An 18,201-nucleotide genomic window follows, 5' to 3' on the forward strand; every position below is an offset into this window, starting at 1 on the left:
GCCGATCGACCAGCCGCAAGGGCCGCAGAAGGTACCTGAAGTAGGCGGTCAACCGGGACCGGGGCCATCCGGTCCCGGTCCAGGTGCTCCCGGAACAACACGAACTCAACAGTCCTACTGGCAGACGTTCACGAACCCTATGTACTCCGTACAGTGGGCCACATCGGAGATACCTTGGTTCCCCATAGGACTGATAGCAGCGATCGTGGTGGGGTATTACGTGGGGTACCGGAAGGGGCCGTCGCCGTGGGAATAACCGGAAGTTACGGTATTTCGGTGATTGAATTACCTACTACGAGAAACGCCATCGGAGACATGGCCGCCACTAGGCACTCATCAGGGACTTCCGCGTAAGTGCGCGAACCGTTGCACCCGAGTGTGAAGTTAACTCCACCTTCCTTCACGATCTTGCCCACCGCGTCGCCGCACAGGGACTGGATACCGGAGAAGTCGGAGTGTACTCTCCCACCTTCTGGGTACAAGTACGCCTGAGTTATTTTCATGGCCTCCTTAGGCCTACACACGACCAAGATGACGTCCGGAACTACTTCGACATCGATAGCCTTCTCGTACGTGATAGCATCGAACACTCCCTCCCCGTCGAAGACCTTCGGTACCCGATCGACCGTACGTTTGGAGGCCGAGAGTGTAGAGTGCTGCCCGAGTTTCTCGTGGTAGAACTTACCCGTCCTCACCGGGTCCGGGATGTCGTCGAGTCCTATAGCCGCAGACCCGCCCTTACAGGCCTGCTCCTCCGAAGTTGCGTAGATCTTGTCCATCTCACCGCGAGCTACCTCCATCACGAACTCACAGTGACGACGGGCTTCATCTACCCGCTCGTAGCCGTTCGGGACATCCTCTTCACTGAGGTACAGCTTCATCGCCACAGGATGCAGGTCTAAGTCCAGGGTCTTCATGAGTGACTCGGCAGCTTCGCGGATCCTCTCAGGTTCCTCGACGCACATGGACATAAATTGTGTCCCCAATCGTTTGTTCTCGATCGTTCGGCTACCGGTCACTTACATGTATTAAAAGTTGCTGATATCGACCCACTGGTGAATGGGGGTGGACTATTGAGGCCTTTCTTGAGGCCCATCGTAGTAGAGCTAGTCCAGGGAACGGCAGAGCTCAAACCGGAACGCGTACTCTCGTGTGTTTTTGGAGTCAAGGAAGACGAAGCAGAGCTGTACTTAAAACTGCTCGAAAACTCGGAGGAAGCACCATTTACCGTCGAGGACGTAGCCGAGATCATCAACAGGAGCAGGAGCACGGCTCAGAAGATGTTACAAAGCCTCGTTCGGGTTGGGATGGTAGAGCGGGAGCGCGAGACGTTACCCGGAGGCGGTAGACGTTATCTGTACCGTCCCGCACCATGGGAGAAAGTAAAAGAACTCGGACTCGGAAACCTCAGGATAGTTTATGAGGAGGTAGAGAAGTGGTTCCGGGAATTCACACCGCACCGAGGGGGAAGATGAGATGTCCGAGGAGAGGAGACCGTTCAAAGCCGAGAAAGTCGAGACTAGGGACGGAGAGATACTCCTCAGATGCCCACGCTGCGGTGCGTTGTTCCGCGACCAGAAGTCGTACTCTAGGCACGTGAATAAGTCTCACCTGTACAAGAAGAACCGTCCGAAGCGGATACTCAAGAAAATGAAGCGTCGTGGGGACGCGTTAGTTCAGGACTGATGCTAACCTGTGATGAGGAACAGGCTGAGCGCCGAGGCCTCAGGCCCGTGACGAGAGAACCCGGAGCCGACTACACGCTACACACGTAACTCACCGCGCTTCCACAGCTCGATCACGCGCTTCACGATCTTTATGGTGCTGTCCAGCGGACACCGTTCGTACTTCTCGATCCGACGAACCTCACAATCGACACCGACGCGTTCGGCCCAACGTTCGACTTCCTTCTCATCGATGTCCTGATCGGGTCCTAGGACGACGACATCTGGTTTCACCGCCTTCAGGGTGATGGAGAAGTCCCGTGGATGGCCTAAGATCGCTCGATCAACGGGTTTCAGTGCCGAAACCATCCGTACACGCTGTTCCTCCGGCACGATCGGGGTTCTCTTCAGGCGTTGCACGGTTTCGTCTCGGGCGACCACGACTACGAGTTCGCCGTCCTTTCCGGCTATTTTCCGGGCTTCCTCAAGGAACGCGGCGTGTCCTGGATGGAGGATATCGAACACACCTCCCGCAAGCACACGCTTACCCACGTGAATGCTCCCCCGGGTGCGACCGAAGTTTGATTAACTCCGAACTGCCGGGTGTCCTGACGGCGCGGGGTGTTAGTATTGGCCAGGGTGTTCATCCACCCTCCTAACAGTCTGATTCTCCACGATCTAGTCGAGAGGTTCGGGCACGAGCCGCTCTCACTACCGAAAGAGATAGGCAAGCGGGTACGGGACCCAGAGATCGACTCACCTCCGATGAACGTGACCCCGCAGGACGCGAAACGTGGTCTAAAGTACGCGGCCGTGGAGGTACCTTCGGGTGTCAGAGGCAGGATGGCTCTGATCGGTCCACTTATAGAGAAGGCCGACGCCGCCATCGTAGTTACGGGCATCGAAGACATCTCCTTCGGCTGCTTAGGCTGCGATAGAACGAACGAGTTCGTGACGTACCTAGTTCGACGTCAGGGTATACCGGTGCTGGAGCTGGAGTACCCGAGATCGGAAGATGAAGCGAAAGTGTTCGTCCGTGAGATTCGAGACTTCTTGAAGTCGTTATAGGGGTGACCCCCGTTTGGCAGTCCATATCGCTCAACTCTCGTGCGGCACGGAGTACAGTGGTGTTCAACCCGAGATAGAGCGCGCTGCCGAACGGGTCGGAGCCGAGATCGTACTCCCCGAGGTAGACATCGATATCGTAGAGGAAGCTTGCGAGGAGGTAGGGTACACCCCGAAGAGCGCGAACTTGAGGGTACTCCTTGCCCGTGCTTACGCGCTCGCGAACGGGTACGCGGAAGCCGACGCAGCCATTATCCTTACATGCTTCAGGTGTGCCGAAGGTGCCCTCGTGCGTAACGAGGCCCGACGGTACCTTCAGGAGAACACCGATCTCCCCGTCGTCACCTACTCGTTCACTGAAGACCTCGACGCTAGCGAGTTACTCACGCGTATGGAGGCACTAGTCACGATAGTGGAGCGGAAGGGGCTGCTGGCCCGGAAGAGGCAGGAGGGGCTCACCCTCGGTATCGACTCGGGTTCCACCACCACCAAAGCCGTGGTGATGGAAGACGACGAGGTGATCGGAACCGGATGGGTGCGGACAACGAAAGTGGTCGAATCCGCGGAAAAGGCCGTGGAAAGAGCGTTAGAAGAGGCAGGATACGAGCTCAATGACATCGAGGCGATAGGCGTGACCGGATACGGCAGGTACACCCTCGGCCGCCACTTCGACGACGACCTGGTGCAGGAGGAGCTCACTGTCAACTCTAAGGGAACGGTATACCTGGGTGATAAGCAGGAAGGTGGAGCGACCGTGATCGACGTCGGCGGGATGGACAACAAGGCGATCACCGTTTGGGACGGAATTCCGGATAACTTCACGATGGGCGGAGTGTGCGCGGGAGCGTCAGGCCGCTTCCTCGAAGTAGCCGCGGACCGTATCGGCGTGGACCTGGACGAGTTCGGTAAGATCGCTCTGGATGGAAATCCAGAAGTCGTGCGACTGGACAGTTACTGCATCGTATTCGGGATCCAGGACTTGGTAACCGCGCTGGCCGAGGGTGCGGATCCCGAGGATGCCGCCGCTGCCGCATGTCGGAGTGTCGCAGAGCAGATCTACGAGCAGCAACTCCAAGAGATCGACATCCGAGAGCCGGTGTTCTTCGTAGGAGGAGCCTCGCTAGTCGAAGGCATGGTGAAGGCGTTAGAGGACGTGATCGGCGTCGAAGTAGTTGTGCCCGAGTATCCCCAGTACATCGGGGCCGTCGGTGCCGCTCTCCTGGCCTCCAACTACGTGTGAGGGGATCTGGTTGTGTACGAACACATGGGAAAGAGGATCCTCGTAAGGGCGTCCGAAAAGGAAGCGGCCGAGCTGTATTACGATATCGCTAGGCACGCGGCCACCGATCTGGGACTGGCGAGGACGATCACCGCAGCCGTGTTCCACCTAGACATCGAAGCCCCGCTCTACGCCGCCGCGGTGCGAACGCGTCCCATGCTCAGGCCGGTGACGCTGGGAAAGGTCTCGCACCTTGAACTCGACGATGAAGAGGGCACTCTCAAGGTATCTGTCGCGGTGGAGCGCTACTTCCCCGATGTGATCCGAACGTTGCAGGATGTATTCGGAGAGGATCGGGTCCGGCACGAAGAGCGCCTCAAAATCACGGTCGAGCCACCCGAGGGGATGGGTTCAGAACATCTCGAAAAACTCGAAGAGCTCGTCGTCCACGATCCTCGGAAAAAGCTCGCCCATAGAGTGTACGACCTCATCGAACGGGTGAGACCGGAAGGGTTCCGAGTGGCCCGATACGCGCGCTTCGATCGGGACTTTCTATACCTGGCCAGTGAAGGCGTGCTCAAGGACGAGTGGACCGACTTACTTTTCGAACTGCCGGGGGATCTAGATCGTGTCGGAGAGCGCCGGGGGCCGAGTGAGTGAGAGGATCGTGTCCGAACGACCACCCGTGTTACGTCGGTGAGCACGGGAAATTCGTTAAGGTGCACCTACCCGTGGGCGGACGGTGTAACATCCACTGCCGTTTCTGCGAATCCGGACTCGAGCACGAGGGAGTACGGGTGGATTATCCTGGGCGTACCGTCCGCACGATCACCGGAGGTGAGGTCAAGACGGTCCTAGAGAGGGTAAAAGAGCGCTGCGGACGCGTCGACGTCGTCGGGATCGCCGGACCCGGTGACCCACTGGCGAACTGGGAGGACGTGAAGGAGACCTTCGATATCGTCGCCGAAACAGTACCGGAGGCAAAACGCTGCCTGTCCACCAACGGCGTGTGGCTACCCGGGCTGATCGATGAGGTGACGGAGCTCGTGCACTCGGTAACGATAACCATCAACGCGCTGGATCCTGAAGCCGCAGCCAAGATCTACGATCGGGCACTGACACCCGAGGGCGAGGTGCTGACCGGTAAGGAAGCCGCCCGATGGATCGTAGACAGGCAGAAAGAAGCCATGGACGCGCTGGAGAAGGAGCGCTACATACTCAAGAAAGTCAACTTCGTGCTCGTCCCCGGTGTGAACGAGGATGAGGTCGAACGTGTCGCGAAGCGCGCCGCCGACGCAGGGTTTCACGCCATGAACGTAATCCCTCTCATCCCAGGCGGCGATATGAAGGATCACCGACCGCCGACGTGCCGGGAACTCTCGAAGGCACGGGACCTGGCTGAGGAATACATCACCGTGATGCGCCGATGCATGCAGTGTCGCGCCGACGTGATCCACTGCCGCGGCAGACCTCGGCTGATCTGGGAGATGCTAGAAGAGGAATGAATCCGGGGGTCACGAGCGTGTTCGAAACCGTGATCTACGAAGGGGGCGTGTATAAGGCCGATGAGATGCGCGACCTGGTCGAGGACCTCGGAGGGTTCGTCCTGTCCGAGCACAAGATGCAGTTGGAAGTTCACATGGTTCTAGCCGTACCAGTCGATGACCTGGATGTCGTGGAGCGGAAGGCGGAGGAGCTCCTCGGAGAGATCAGGAGGATGCCGCTGGCTGGCACCGAGATCGCAGTCGTGGGAATGAGCCTGGCCCGTCATCATATGCCACATCCCGTGTGCGATATCGCCGAGTACCTCAGGCGCCACGGCGCCAAGTCCAACGTGATTGGATTGGCCAGAGGTTACGGACGCGAGCTGGCCCAGCTGCGCGCCCGAGAGAAACGCCTCCTTGAGGAACACGACTTGGTGATCTTCGTCGTAGGGAACTTCAAAGACTGTATCGAGAAGTACAAGCTTCCGCTGGTACGACGGATAGAACGTGTGCCGGTCGTCGTAGTGGGAGGTCCGGAGGGGATCGACGCCGACGACGTGGTGTACGTAGGAGGAGTAGGTAGGAAGCCATACCGGTTCAGGAAGGGTCGCGAGATCACGAAGCTCGACGAGATCGTCGACGTCGTCTCGAAGATTATCGAAGAGCGACGACAGGAGTTGGCCGAGGACCCGCCCGCCGTCCCGCCGATGGTAGTGAAGGATCGGATCAACCGGGAGCTTAAGATCGAGGAGAGGTTCACCTCTCCCATGCCGATCACACTCCAGCTCGACGGTCTTCGGGTGAAGGCACCGTACGACGAGTGGGCGGATCGAGTGGCTGAGGTCAAGGTCTTCGGGTGGAAGCTCCGGGAAATCGCGGATATCAGGCAGTCTGAGATGGACGATCACATACTAGTGAAAATCAAACCTAAGAGCGCGGTGACCGGATGATCACACCACCCAGACGACGATGACCGTTAACGACCCCCCCCCACTACCACGTGATCACCTAAGGCTTTCCGAACACTGTTTTTCCTGCAACCCAGGTAGTCTAGACGGTCACATAACTCGCGGACTTACACTACGACCGATCACGAGCCGATGGACCGTCGGTCTCCACACCATTCCACCTCGGAAGTATCCTACGTCACCAGCGCTAGATCGTCAGGCTTCCCGCTGTTTCACCCTGTCGTATAGGCCTATCCGCTCCCGCCAGTAGCGACGAGCTTCTTTCTCACCCCTCCAGAGACGCACGATGTGAAGGCCGTACCAAGCCGGCCACGGAGCCAACACGTCCGCTAGGATGTCTCGAACTGTTCCGGGTAACCCCCTGAGCACGCTATCGATTATTACTCTTCCGCCACCTGGCCGCTCAAGCCGACGCAACGGATTGAACTCGACAGACCTTAGGATCGAGTGAATCCGACTGACTCCTTCTCTCACTATCTCCTCAAGCTTTCGGAGCACCTCCGCACGGTGCTTGGCGGACATTTGCGTGAGTCGCCTCAGCACCGGTACGAGGGCCCTACGGACCGCCTTAGCCACGAACCACTTCGCCTTCCTATGCTCCGACAACCTCGGGGCCGCGAGTCTGATTGTTTCGAGCCATTCTCGGAGAAACTGAACTGATTCGTTGTCTTCTCTGCCTAAGTAGATGGTGCGGCCACGCTCGCCCTTCCGCGGCTTCCACCTGGCCTCGTAGTACGGCCCATACACCTTCCCGTTCACCGACCGGTACGACGCACCCAAGAACGGGAGGATTCCACGCCTCAACGTTTCCATCAACACCCGGAACACCCGAATCAACTCCACAGGGTCCTTCGGGACCTCCATCGGGATACCCAACCGGACCGGGTCGAGTATCGGCGGTCCTCCAGGTCTGACGTTCATTCGATACCCCCCACTCCTGGCGCCGAGCGCATTTAAAATTCTTCCGATTACAGACGCACAATATTGGCGTTGAGCTTAAGTTTGTGCGAACGTCTACTCTCCCAACAGAACCACCGGGACCGTCAGAACTACGGCATCCGTGTGTGGTGTGTGAGGGGAGTAAATGATTTAACTAGCCCGGTCGGTTCACGGTCAGACCAACGCTCGCACAAATGGGAACGGTTGGAGAGGGGGGCAAGAGGGAGGCTCCCACCGGTCGGGGGTCGAGGCCCATGAGCCGCGGCACCAAGGCCGGCATCTACCGAGATGTACTCGTTATTGAAGTTTTCCCCGGTGCAGTCCCTGACACCGGAACGCTCCGAGCCTTGAGCGATAGAGATCGTAGGCTACTCCTAGCAGCGGCCGGATACGACGTAACCGAGTTCTGGGCTAGGAGTTTCATAGGACTGCTCTTCGATCACCCGACGCCTCTCGTTAGGGCATCCGAGAGGCACGAGAAATTGCTACCGGAGGCGACGGTGGTAGCGGTCCGCGAGTTGTGCGATCGTATTGAGCCCGAGAAGCTACTGGAAATCCGTAACCGTGTGGCTTCAGGAGAGACTCCGAGGGAGGCCGTACGCCGCGTCCTCGGATCCAAGATGGCCGGAGCCGTTTCCAGACTGCTCGGACGTGTGATGGGTTACGTACAGTCCGACCCGCTCTCCGTGTCCATCACCCTCCAGGTGTTAGGCGCTATGATTGCAGCGGGTAAACGCCTTGAAGATGTGTCATCGGTCTTAGTCGTTATCCCGGACTTAGAGCACGTACGCATCGACGGATACCGGTTAGCACGTCGAGTTTACTCCAACCTCCTAAGGGCGATGAAGTCCCTCAGGCGCCACTTCAACCCACGAGTTAGGGTGCGAGTGTACGTAGCCACTGGTGATAAATTGGAACACCCAGCAGGAAATTCTATAGAAGAAGAGCTGATCGAGGCGTACGAGGAGCTCTCAAGAAAGCCCACCGTTAGACGCTTCTTCCCGGAGCGTGGTTACTTCACCGAGGTGCCTTGGGACCGTGCGCTTGCCGAGTTTTTTGTGCGAGTCATCCGAAGGGAGCTTCACCGTAGATCTCTGAAGGTCGCCCGAGCCGCGAAGCGTGAGGGTACCTCGGGGAGAGAACTGTCTGAGGTGTACAGTAGGGAATACGGCAAGTGGTTGAGTAGGTGGTTCAAACGAGGTCGTCGGTGGTTGAGTTTTCACAGACCTAGCCCGGCACTCTCCGATATCTCCTGCTACTTCGTAGCGTCAGAGGCGGGAGTGGAAGGTTATCACGAAAAGTTCCTGATAAAGATACTCAGGAAGGTCGTAAGGGAAGTCGTCGAACGTGGGGTAACGGGACGGCGACTTGTGCGAAGGATAGTCAGAAAAGTCGCCAGAGCCATGAGGAAGAACTTCAGGGTTAAAGGGGAAACACGTGAAAGTATCCTCCACATGGCTAAGCTACTCAGCGGCAGACGCAGATCCGCGTTAGGCGGTAAGACTCTACTAGAAGCGTTCGGGGCTCCTCCACCGAATTGAAAGTACCTTTGGTCGGTAACCCCCACAACCGCAGTGGTGGAGGTGCCGGTAATTGTTACGATTTCAATAACATTTGGGCACCGTAACGAAAAGACCTTTACCTACAGTTAATTTCAGATCTAGTATGCAACTTTCATTAAATTAATTAATCTAATTTCGTTGAGCGAACAAAGGTGGTTGCGGACGGCTACGGCACCTCGGTAGTAGATAAGTAACCATATAGTAACTCTCTCTATTTGGTTCTCTATCCGCCGGATTCTTACCGTCAAGAGTGTAAGGACTGCGGGTGCGAGAGGAATGGATGTGAAGACGCTAGTAAGAGAGTACTACGCCTCACTTCCCAAAGGGGTGTTGCGAGAGTTCGTAGAGGACCCAAAATCCCGCGAGTGGGCGTACACATTCATAAAGGGACAGGACATCGTGTTCACACGAAAGCGAAGGCTGGATGAGGTCTCAGGGTTCTTAGAGCTGTACCACTCGACTGGGAAGTTCAAGAACCCGAAATCGTGGGAGGGACTTCTCGGCTGGGATCTGGTGATCGATGTGGACGCGGAGCTTCCGGAGGAACCCGAAGCATTCCTCAGATCACTCGGGACACTACTCAAGGATGTAGTGATAGCATGCGATGAGTTACGCCGGGCATTGGGATTTCCGCGACCGGACGTGGTTAATTTCTCTGGATCCAAAGGGTTTCACGTGAGGTACTTCGACGGTTCCGTGCGACGATGGCTGAGGTGGGGTCTACACGAGCGTCGGGGTATAGAGTCCGGAGAGATCATCCAGCGGGTAGGTCGTGGGATCGTGTGGTTGGCGCGTGAGGGTTTCGTGGCTGGGGACAGGGTGCGTGTACTCCGCGAGGGACTCTTGGATGATTCGATGTATGATCTTAAGCGACTGATCCGGTGCGTCGGATCGATGAACGTCAAGTCGCTACTCCCCGCCGTACCGGTGTGGTCACGAGAGGAGGGTCGGTGGTCGGACTTCCGGGACGAGGTCCTAGGGATGGACGACTTGAAGCTGGGATGCCTAGTCGCCCACCGCGTGTTGGCCTGGCCCGGCCGCGGGGGATTGGGAGAAGTACTTTCCCGAGTACTCGACTTGGACACGGATGCGGATCCGGAGGATCCAAGCGACTTCATCGAGGTATGGGGGAACGTGATGTCGGTGCTGGGGGCGCTTAATCCGTGAGGTTCGTGGTACCGTTCGCGGATAGGAGGAATCGAAAGACCAGGCTGTCCTCGTGCATGGACGAGGAAATGCGTGAGAAGTTCGCGTTGGCGATGTTAAGGCACGTGGTAGATGTGCTCTCCAAGTTTGGCGAGGTAGAAGTAGTGACTCCGGACACACGTCTGTCGGTGCCTGGGGCGAAGGTACGATTGAGTAACGCGAGTCTCGACGAGCTACCGCTCCCGGACGGCGAATTCGGGCTGGTGATGTCGGATCTACCGTTGCTGTCTGAAGAAGACGTCGAGCGGGCGTTGGAAGGGTTGGAAGATGCGGATGTCGTTCTCTGTCCGTCCCGACGAGGTGGTACGAGTGGGGTGTTTGTCGGGGAGGGTGTGCGGTTCAGGCCGACGTTCGGTGGTGTGAGCTTCCCTAGGAACTTGAAACGGGCGGAAGAGCGAGGGATGGAAGTCACTGTGGTGAAATCGTTGGGGTTCTTCGCCGATGTGGACGAGCCGGAGGATCTGCTCGACGCAGCGCTGTTGGGGAAGGAGGAAGTGGCGAGGATCGCGCGCTCCGTCATCGACGTTTGACGACACCTTTTGTGCGACTTTTATTAGAGAGTCCCACGAGACGACACGCGCCGGAAGGGGGCCGGATTAAAGAAGTATGGAGTGTGCCTGGGCGGGGGGCTGCTATTGTTATCTCGGGAGGAAATCCTCGAGGTCCTCTCGGAGTACGATCTTAAGGATCTGTCCATAGCTACGCTCGGAAGCCATACCGCACTCCACATTCTAAAGGGCGCCAAAGAAGAAGGGTTGCGCTCCGTGGTAGTCTGCGAAGAAGGTCGCACAACACCTTATGAGCGACTCGGGGTCGCCGATGAGATCATCGTGGTGGAGAGCTTCCAAGACATGCTCGACGAGGAAGTTCAAGAGCGTCTTCGGGAGTTGAACGCTATCGTCGTGCCGCACGGGTCCTTCGTCGCTTACGTCGGCCTGGACGGGATAGAAAACGAGTTTTGCGTACCAATATTCGGAAACAGACGGTTACTACGCTGGGAAAGTGAGCGTTATCTGGAGCGAAAGCTTTTGGAGCGGGCGGGTGTTAAGGTACCGAAGGTATTCGACTCACCTGAAGACATCGATCGCCCGGTCATCGTCAAGTTCCCCGGGGCTAGAGGGGGGCGTGGGTACTTCATCTGCTCCGACTCGGAAGAGTTCGAGGAGAAGGCGGAGCGGCTGATCGAAGACGGTGTTATCGACGAGGAAGATCTCGAGCAGGCACACATAGAGGAGTATGTGGTCGGGACCAACTTCTGCGTCCATTATTTCCGGTCGGTCGTGGAGGATACCGTCGAGGTCCTGGGGATGGATCGACGTTACGAGACCAACATCGACGGCCTCGTCCGGATGCCGGCGAGCGATCAGCTGGAATCGGGATTGGAACCTTCGTACGTCATCTCGGGTAACATCCCCGTGGTCGTGAGGGAGTCCCTACTGGTGCAGCTGTACGAGATGGGCGATCGCGTGGTACGTGCGTCCGAGGATATCGAGGAACCCGGCTTCATCGGGCCGTTCTGCCTCCAAACTCTGTGCACCGAGAACCTCGAGTTCTACGTCTTCGAGCTCTCCGCCAGGATAGACGGTGGTACCAACGTGACCTTCCTGCCGTACGCGTACCTGAAGTTCGGCGAAATCGTGACCATGGGTCGCAGGATAGCCAAGGAGGTACGCGAGGCTCGGGACAAGGGGCTCCTCGAAGACGTCGTAACCTGATCTTTCCGTGCGAAAACCGTCTTCCAAGTCGTCGGTACGGCCGCCGCCCGGTGTTACCTTTCATCCTAAACGTTACGAGTATTATAACGTTGGGGGGTGCTCGGATATGCTCCTGATAGTCGCTGGACACGATCCTACGGGAGCCGGTCTAAGGGCGGACGTGGTGACGGCCGAAGCCCTCGGGGTACCAGCGATTTCTCTCCCGACGTTGCTATCGCTCCAGGATGAGGGCGCCGAGTTAGTCGAGCCCGTTGACTCGCGGTTCTTATCGGATTGCTTGGCTCGGTACGTCCCGAGGTGCGAAGTCGTCAAAGTCGGGGCCGTCCCCACTTTAGAGATCTTCGAGATACTGGCGAAACGGCTCCGTAACCTGACGGTAGTATGGGATCCTGTGTTCAGAGCCGAGGCCGGAGGGGTGTTATCTGAAGCGACTCCTGAAGAGGCGTTGGAAACGTTCGGTGAGGCGGTCGATATCATAACTCCCAACACGGAAGAGTTGAGCCAGCTGGTCGGTAGGAGGATACGCACTACGGTGGAGACTGAGCTCGCAGCCCGTGAGCTGGTGGAGGAGTACAGCTTGACGGGCGTCCTCGTCACGGGGGGGCACTCCGCTGACAGACTCGATGTATGGGTGCCGGCCGAGGGGGACACCATCGCGTGGGAGATGCCTCCGGGTGAAGGCGCTCACGGATCCGGGTGCGTGCTCTCCACTGCTCTCGCGTGCTTCTTGGCCCGAGGGTTGGGCCCAGAGACTGCCGTAGAACGAGCCGTTCGGTTCGCGAGAGCGGCGGTCCGAAAGGCTCGAAACACGCCCTTCGGTCGTGTGGTAGATCCCGCCGCACAAATCAGACGTGACGCGGCGTTGGGGAGGGCAATGCAGCACGTGATCCGGGCACTCGAGATCATCGAGTCGGATCCGACCTTCGCGAGGGCAATTCCACAGGTTGGAATGAACGTAGCGGAAGTCTTCGACCCCTCAATGGGTCTCGAGGGTGTGATTGGACTTTCGGGTCGAATCGTCCTCGACGGTGATGAACCTAGCGTGGTCGGCTACCCGATTCCGGGTGGTTCCAAGCACGTCGGCACCGTGGCTCTGACGGCCCATCGGCTTGATCCCTCGGTCCGGGCCGCGGTAAACGCTAGTTATAACGGGGAGTTCATCGAGAGGGCTCGTGATCTCGGGTTCGTAGTGTCTTCGTTCGACCGGTCGGAGGAGCCGGAGGAAATCGACTCCACGATGGAATGGGGTACCGAGGTAGCGTTTCGAAAATCGGACGATACCCCCGACGTTATTTACGACGAGGGAGATGTAGGCAAGGAACCGATGATACGCGTGCTCGGTAGGAGCGCCGTGGAGGCAGTGACCAAGCTGAGGATGTTGTTGGGGTGAGATAAGTGGGTCGGTTCGAACGAATGCTGTACCTCGATACGATTTCTCGAAGCCATGCGGATTTCGCCAAGAGGGTGATCAGAAGGTTAGAGCCGAAGGTCGAGGTGAGGATAGAGTGTCTATCGAAGTACGAGCAGGAGGATGACGCACTGACGTACGACGGTCGTCTCAAGGACGAAAAACCCTGGAAGGAGTTCCTGCGACGGCTGAGGAGTGAGAGTTCGAATACTGTGGTGGCTACCGCGCTGAACGTGCCACCCGACGTGCCGGACGTGTCCCCGGATCCGACCGTGGTCGTCGGTGTGAACACAGGTGACCATCCCAAAACGCTTGAAGTAGCTAGACTTGCGGACGTTGTCGTCGTCGGTCGTCGCCTGTACTCTCCCGGTACGGGCCCTCGCGAGTTCGATCGTGTACGTTCGGCGAAGCTTCGGGACGGTACGGTGATAGTGGATGTCGAGGATCTAGGCCTCAGATACGCCAGCGAAGCGGTGCCAGTGATCGCTGTTTTGGTGGCGGAGAACGGCGTTGAAGGGTTGGTTCGGGACCTCAAACGCAACCGCGTAAGGACCCTGGCAGAAGAAGCTCTCCGTGGTCTATCGCTCTCCCGGGTGTAAGATCGCACGACGAAAAAACAGCTTCATCCGGGGGCTGCGAGGATCGGCGGCTGCTATGGGATCGGCCTGGAGTTTTCCAGCGCCCTCCGTTACCCTTTGGATCGCGTAGGTCCGGCTGATCCGCCGGTGAGAGCTCTTTCGCCGATCACAAACCTCCGGAAACGTTATTCGTACCGTAACGTTTCGCGGTGTGGGGGGTCGCTTGCGTCGGTACACGATCCGCCCCGCGGACTTTGTTACCGTCGTGTCCTACTTCGAGGCCAAGGAACTGTTACGCGTCATAGAGAAGGGCGGAGAGGAAGCTGAAATCCGATTAGATCTGGGCTTGCGCTCTGGGAAGGTCTGGATTGACGGTGATGCAATCATCGTCGAGGGCGTGGAGTTAACTCGGGACGACCTTGAGTCTATGACGGAGTGGAAGGGCGCTTACGGGCTGACTACCGGTAGCATATACAAAATCGAGATCCGGGCCGAGCACTACTACAAACTCCTCCCGGTAAGACCCGGCGAAGCGCCGACTATCGAGATCGACGGCATCAGGATGCACCGCACTAAGTGGACTGATCCTTGGACCGATGCCGGCGTTAAGGTGGGTAGAGTCGGAGTGTCCGGTGGGGATCGCGTCCTCGACATATGCACTGGATTAGGCTACACCGCATTGCGGGCCGTGGAACGCGGTGCGGATGTCATCTCCGTCGAAAAGGACAGGAACGTCCTCGAAATCGCCGGTGCGAACCCTTGGTCGCGAGGGTTAGAGAGGGTTAATATTCTGTTAGGTCCCGCGGAGGAAGTGGTTCCGTCCCTTGATGACGAATTCGACGCTATCGTCCACGACCCCCCTAGATTGGCTAGAGCCGGTGAACTGTACTCCGAGAATTTTTATCGCGAGTTACTGAGGCTTCTACGGCCCGGCGGCCGGCTCGTCCATTACGTTGGAGCTCCTGGGAGCCGGTATCGTGGGAAGGACGTGCTCGCTGGGGTATCCCGTCGTCTCACACGCGTGGGGTTCGAGGTGGTAGACGTGGACCGGAAGTGGGGGTTAATCACTGCTGAAAAACCCAGTGCTCGAGTGTAGGGGTGGGTAAGAACGTTCCACCACCGATCCGTCTGACGGCTTCCGCCGTCTCGGCGATCCCTGCGCGGAATAGGTGGGTTTCACAGTGGCAATCTGAGCATCCGAATCCTCGAATCCCGGACACCATATCCGACAGTGCTGCCGCCAGCTCACATTCACGGTCGCCTTCCATTATCCAAGCGCCCTCGATCTCCGGTCGTGCCTGGGAAAGCAAGTAATCGATATGCCAGTGCGGTTGCTCCGCTCCCTCCCGAGCCGATTTTAAGTGACGACCAAGGCGACCCCTTAGCCCGGAGGGGCCCCGTCCCATACCAGACCCGACGTAGGTCCAGCTCCCGGCCTCTACGATCACGTCTCCCAAGCTCCCTACGTTCACCTCGACATGTCTGTTCACGCGGAAGACGAGAGCGTACGAACCGTGATCCGGCAGCACGGGGGAGTACCCCCAAATTGTCTGGCCACGGTCGTTTGGTCCTGGCGCTACTCGTGATCCTGGTGGGTGCGGTAGTAGCCAACGCGGGGAACCTGATGCACCCACTTTTAAGCAGAGACTCGCGCGCTCACGTGCTCAAGATCTGGTACACATACCACATGCTCGCCGACGGTCGATGGGACCCGTGGTGTCCGATGTGGTACTCGGGATTCCCGTACCTCACGTACTACGGGTCTTTGGGGTACCTAATCGGCGCCGCCGTAAACGCGGTGGTCAAGGATCCGGTACAGACGTTTGTCGTCTGCCTGGTTGCCGCCTCTGCGTTAATCGGAGTGGGTGTCTACGCGCTCGTTCGGGCTCGGGGGTACGCTAGAAAGATAGCCGTAATCTGCGCGCTTCTGGGCCTCACTTCCGGAGGGTTCATGAAAGCGCTGAACTGGGAGGGCGTTTACCCGACGATCCTATCCCTTGGGTTCGGGTTCCTGGCGCTTTCCTGCTATGAACGGTGGTTACGGGGTGAGAGGCGTCATCTGGCCTATGCGACGTTATTCCTGGTGCCCGCCTACTACTCCCATCCGCTCGGCGGTCTACTTTCCGGAGGATTAATCCTGACCCGTTGGGTCGCCGAAGCCCTGTTCCGGGAGGAGTTCCGAACTCCCGGGTTCCTGTTGCGATCCACGGCACCCGTTGTCGTCGGGTTCGCGATAGCGTTCCCGCACTACGCGGCAGCGATCTACTACAAGAGGTTCCTATCGGAGCTGTGGTTGTACCCGCCTGGTTCCGTTGCGGGAGTTCTGAAAGACCTGGCCGTGGGTGGCAAATGGTCTACCGGACTGCTCGTAACGGCGACCGGCATCGTGGGCGTCACCTACGAGATTCGACGTCGCACCGGGTTCGGCGTATTCGCGCTGTTCTGGGGCGTGATCTCGATCGTGGTGGCCTTCGCCTTCGTTCTAGGGTACTGGAAGTATCTCCCCCTAGGTAAGAACATGCTCGCGGAGCGTTACACGACGGTCCTCATGCCGATGCTGCTAGCGGTGGCGGCGGCCCCAGTCGTTCGTCAATTGCTCCGGTCGATAAGAGCTGCTTGGGTGGTTCCTCTAGGAGTTGCGGGTTTGCTCCTCTCCGGTAGCATCGGGGCTCTGACGTACGTTCCTCCGGAGCCTCCACACGTCACTCCTTCGGCCGTGAAGTTATGGAAATGGGTGAAGGACAGCTGGCCAGATGACTCGTACACCGCCCGTTGCGATGCTGACCCTTACACGCATCTTTTCGACGCGAGCGTCCCGATTTCACCGATGTACTCCGGACACCCGACGATTATGGGGTGGTTCTCTCAAGGAGATCCGATGTTCTTTTCCCTAGCTGCTCGCTGGGAGTGGGAGCTCGGTTGGGTATACGATACCAACGCACTCAAAATCTCGCTCTGGGCGACCAACACCCGGTACTTATTGACGAAATCCTCGCTGCTATCGAAGAAGTTGTCCCGGGAGCCGGGTTTCGTGCTACGGAAGAAAGCCGGTGACTACAGTGTGTTCGAGTTCTTAGGCCATGGTGGTTCCGCGTGCGTCGTCCCACACCCAATAGCGGTAGTGGATCGTCGCTTAGGCCTTAGGACCGAGAACGCGTATTACACTACGCTCCTCAACTTCGTCGCGACTCCCGGTAACCGGTACGTGTTCGTCGACGCCACGTTTCGCGACGCGAGGAAGTTCGACAGAGTGATCGTGAGACCTCTGACACCGGGCGACGTGGACCGGGCGGTGAAGTTAGCTCGTGAGGGTCGTAGGGTACTGCTCATCCTACCGGTCTTCGACCCTCGGGTCGCCCGTGCCGTTGAACGTCTCGGTGTCAAGGTAAGTCCGGCCAGTCCACCTTCCTTCGTTCCACTCAGGAAGTACCTGCCGTTCGCGTACCGAGTGGATGGCAGATGGTGGAAGGACGTGCGCGTCGGTCACGGGCTCGTCCGCGTATGTGGTGTGGACGTGGTATACTTCGTCATGCGATTCCACAGGCTCATCAAGGAGGTGCAAACCGAAGGGTACCGCATGCCTAGGTTACCGACGGATAAGGAGCGGAAATTCGTCAATGGGATCTTGCGAGGGTTCGATTCCGGGAAACCCACTCGAGTTCACCTGGAGTACCGTGGTGATCCGACCATGATGCGAGTGCGTGGTAATGGGTGGGTGTACTTGAAGGTCAAGTACTTTCCCGCGTGGCGGTCTTCCGACGGTCCCGTTTATCCTGCCTCATGTGGACAGATGCTGGTGCGAGCCCACGGAGACACCGTACTGAGGTACGAACTACCACAGCTCCTGTCCTACGGCTCTTACGCTGCGGCCGTACTAGGCATTCTGGCGCTCGGGGCGATGCTATTATGGATGTGATCAGGGCCGTGCTGGTTACACTGTCACTGCTGTACGGGATTGGATGGACGTCGACCGTGGTGAACTGGGGTATCCCACACGAGATAGTCCGGATGAGCGCAGGGATTTACCAGTCGACGGAAACCACCACGCAGCTGACGTTGAACCCGTACCGGGGAAGGGCGACCTTGACAGTGGCCTACGACCCCGCCGTTCTGGTAAAGTTAGGAGATCGAGGGAAACCTGTGCGCCTCTCACCGAGTTCGCTGCGTGTCGGTAGGGTCAAGGTGAAGTCGTACGGCGACGCGGTCGTGATTCACGGCCCGTGTTCCGTCCGTCCTTACGTATCTGCACACGGTGTCATGTACTCCTTCGATATCATCGATACACCCGGGTTCTCCGCATATTTCAACAGATCCGGTTACCTGGTGCTCGTCAGTCACGGTAGGACGACAAAGATATGCGTTCTTCCGCTGATGCCGCTGATCTGAGGGGTCT

At 58.1% G+C, this 18,201-nt stretch carries 20 protein-coding genes; 16 read left to right on the forward strand and 4 right to left on the reverse strand.

Annotated elements, in window-relative coordinates:
* Positions 1-263 precede the first annotated feature (263 nt).
* Positions 264-971 carry a DUF169 domain-containing protein gene (locus BW919_RS03845; protein WP_088335734.1) on the reverse strand — a complete coding sequence of 236 codons (708 nt, stop codon included), beginning with the start codon at positions 969-971 and terminating at the stop codon, positions 264-266.
* A 102-nt stretch (positions 972-1,073) separates the two neighbouring features.
* On the opposite strand from BW919_RS03845, the gene BW919_RS03850 reads away from it, so the two are divergent.
* Entirely contained in the window at positions 1,074-1,475 is a 402-nt protein-coding gene (locus BW919_RS03850; protein WP_157665989.1) for a helix-turn-helix domain-containing protein, read from the forward strand.
* Between the two features lies 1 nt (position 1,476).
* Positions 1,477-1,686 carry a hypothetical protein gene (locus BW919_RS03855; protein WP_088335736.1) on the forward strand — a complete coding sequence of 70 codons (210 nt, stop codon included), beginning with the start codon at positions 1,477-1,479 and terminating at the stop codon, positions 1,684-1,686.
* A gap of 77 nt (positions 1,687-1,763) precedes the next feature.
* On the opposite strand, the gene BW919_RS03860 is transcribed toward BW919_RS03855, so the two are convergent.
* Complete coding sequence (locus BW919_RS03860; protein WP_088335737.1) at positions 1,764-2,216, reverse strand: adenylyltransferase/cytidyltransferase family protein; 453 nt, start codon at positions 2,214-2,216, stop codon at positions 1,764-1,766.
* 78 nt (positions 2,217-2,294) lie between these two features.
* Between BW919_RS03860 and BW919_RS03865 the strand changes: the two genes are divergently transcribed.
* The 5 genes from BW919_RS03865 to BW919_RS03885 are packed head-to-tail and all read left to right on the forward strand — an operon-like array spanning position 2,295 to position 6,382.
* Complete coding sequence (locus BW919_RS03865; protein WP_343224391.1) at positions 2,295-2,732, forward strand: methanogenesis marker 5 protein; 438 nt, start codon at positions 2,295-2,297, stop codon at positions 2,730-2,732.
* Between the two features lie 13 nt (positions 2,733-2,745).
* Positions 2,746-3,969, forward strand: a complete 1,224-nt coding sequence (locus BW919_RS03870) for a methanogenesis marker 15 protein (protein WP_088335739.1) — start codon at positions 2,746-2,748, stop codon at positions 3,967-3,969.
* Between the two features lie 12 nt (positions 3,970-3,981).
* Positions 3,982-4,608, forward strand: coding sequence for a methanogenesis marker 17 protein (locus BW919_RS03875; protein ID WP_088335740.1), 627 nt, complete (start codon positions 3,982-3,984; stop codon positions 4,606-4,608).
* The gene (locus BW919_RS03880; RefSeq protein ID WP_088335741.1) at positions 4,605-5,453 is read left to right on the forward strand and encodes a radical SAM protein; all 849 of its coding nucleotides are present in this window, start codon (positions 4,605-4,607) and stop codon (positions 5,451-5,453) included. Before BW919_RS03875 ends, BW919_RS03880 begins: the two co-directional genes overlap by 4 nt.
* 17 nt (positions 5,454-5,470) lie before the next feature.
* A complete protein-coding gene (locus tag BW919_RS03885; RefSeq protein WP_088335742.1) occupies positions 5,471-6,382 on the forward strand; it encodes a methanogenesis marker 7 protein in 912 nt (303 codons plus the stop codon).
* 213 nt (positions 6,383-6,595) lie between these two features.
* Here the strand turns inward: BW919_RS03885 and BW919_RS03890 are convergent, their stop codons facing one another.
* A complete protein-coding gene (locus BW919_RS03890; RefSeq protein WP_088335743.1) occupies positions 6,596-7,321 on the reverse strand; it encodes a DUF1678 family protein in 726 nt (241 codons plus the stop codon).
* Positions 7,322-7,593: 272 nt separating this feature from the next.
* Here BW919_RS03890 and BW919_RS03895 point away from each other — a divergent pair, with 272 nt between their 5' ends.
* From BW919_RS03895 to BW919_RS03925, 7 genes are all read left to right on the forward strand, one after another.
* Positions 7,594-8,880 (forward strand): hypothetical protein, encoded by a 1,287-nt coding sequence (locus tag BW919_RS03895; RefSeq protein ID WP_088335744.1) that lies wholly within the window; start codon positions 7,594-7,596, stop codon positions 8,878-8,880.
* A gap of 297 nt (positions 8,881-9,177) precedes the next feature.
* Positions 9,178-10,068: a hypothetical protein gene (locus tag BW919_RS03900; protein ID WP_088335745.1), complete on the forward strand. Its 891-nt coding sequence runs from the start codon at positions 9,178-9,180 to the stop codon at positions 10,066-10,068.
* Positions 10,065-10,637 carry a 2-phospho-L-lactate guanylyltransferase gene (cofC, locus tag BW919_RS03905; RefSeq protein WP_088335746.1) on the forward strand — a complete coding sequence of 191 codons (573 nt, stop codon included), beginning with the start codon at positions 10,065-10,067 and terminating at the stop codon, positions 10,635-10,637. The genes BW919_RS03900 and cofC overlap by 4 nt, the downstream gene beginning before the upstream one ends.
* Before the next feature lie 105 nt (positions 10,638-10,742).
* Positions 10,743-11,822, forward strand: coding sequence for a formate--phosphoribosylaminoimidazolecarboxamide ligase (locus tag BW919_RS03910; protein WP_088335747.1), 1,080 nt, complete (start codon positions 10,743-10,745; stop codon positions 11,820-11,822).
* 106 nt (positions 11,823-11,928) lie between these two features.
* Positions 11,929-13,212 (forward strand): thiamine-phosphate synthase family protein, encoded by a 1,284-nt coding sequence (locus BW919_RS03915; RefSeq protein ID WP_088335748.1) that lies wholly within the window; start codon positions 11,929-11,931, stop codon positions 13,210-13,212.
* 5 nt (positions 13,213-13,217) lie between these two features.
* Positions 13,218-13,829, forward strand: a complete 612-nt coding sequence (locus BW919_RS03920) for a hypothetical protein (protein ID WP_088335749.1) — start codon at positions 13,218-13,220, stop codon at positions 13,827-13,829.
* A 202-nt stretch (positions 13,830-14,031) separates the two neighbouring features.
* Positions 14,032-14,904, forward strand: a complete 873-nt coding sequence (locus BW919_RS03925; protein WP_088335750.1) for a methyltransferase domain-containing protein — start codon at positions 14,032-14,034, stop codon at positions 14,902-14,904.
* On the opposite strand, the gene BW919_RS03930 is transcribed toward BW919_RS03925, so the two are convergent.
* On the reverse strand, positions 14,873-15,337 hold the full coding sequence (locus BW919_RS03930) for a DUF123 domain-containing protein (RefSeq protein ID WP_088335751.1): 465 nt from the start codon (positions 15,335-15,337) through the stop codon (positions 14,873-14,875). The genes BW919_RS03925 and BW919_RS03930 overlap by 32 nt on opposite strands.
* 17 nt (positions 15,338-15,354) lie before the next feature.
* On the opposite strand from BW919_RS03930, the gene BW919_RS03935 reads away from it, so the two are divergent.
* Together BW919_RS03935 and BW919_RS03940 are read left to right on the forward strand one after the other, a co-directional pair.
* Entirely contained in the window at positions 15,355-17,724 is a 2,370-nt protein-coding gene (locus tag BW919_RS03935) for a 6-pyruvoyl-tetrahydropterin synthase-related protein (RefSeq protein WP_157665991.1), read from the forward strand.
* Positions 17,715-18,194, forward strand: coding sequence for a hypothetical protein (locus BW919_RS03940; protein WP_088335753.1), 480 nt, complete (start codon positions 17,715-17,717; stop codon positions 18,192-18,194). The genes BW919_RS03935 and BW919_RS03940 overlap by 10 nt, the downstream gene beginning before the upstream one ends.
* Positions 18,195-18,201: the final 7 nt, after the last annotated feature.

Origin of the sequence: Methanopyrus sp. KOL6, from assembly GCF_002201915.1 — an archaeon.
Classification (GTDB): Archaea; JAADCQ01; Methanopyri; order Methanopyrales; family Methanopyraceae; genus Methanopyrus.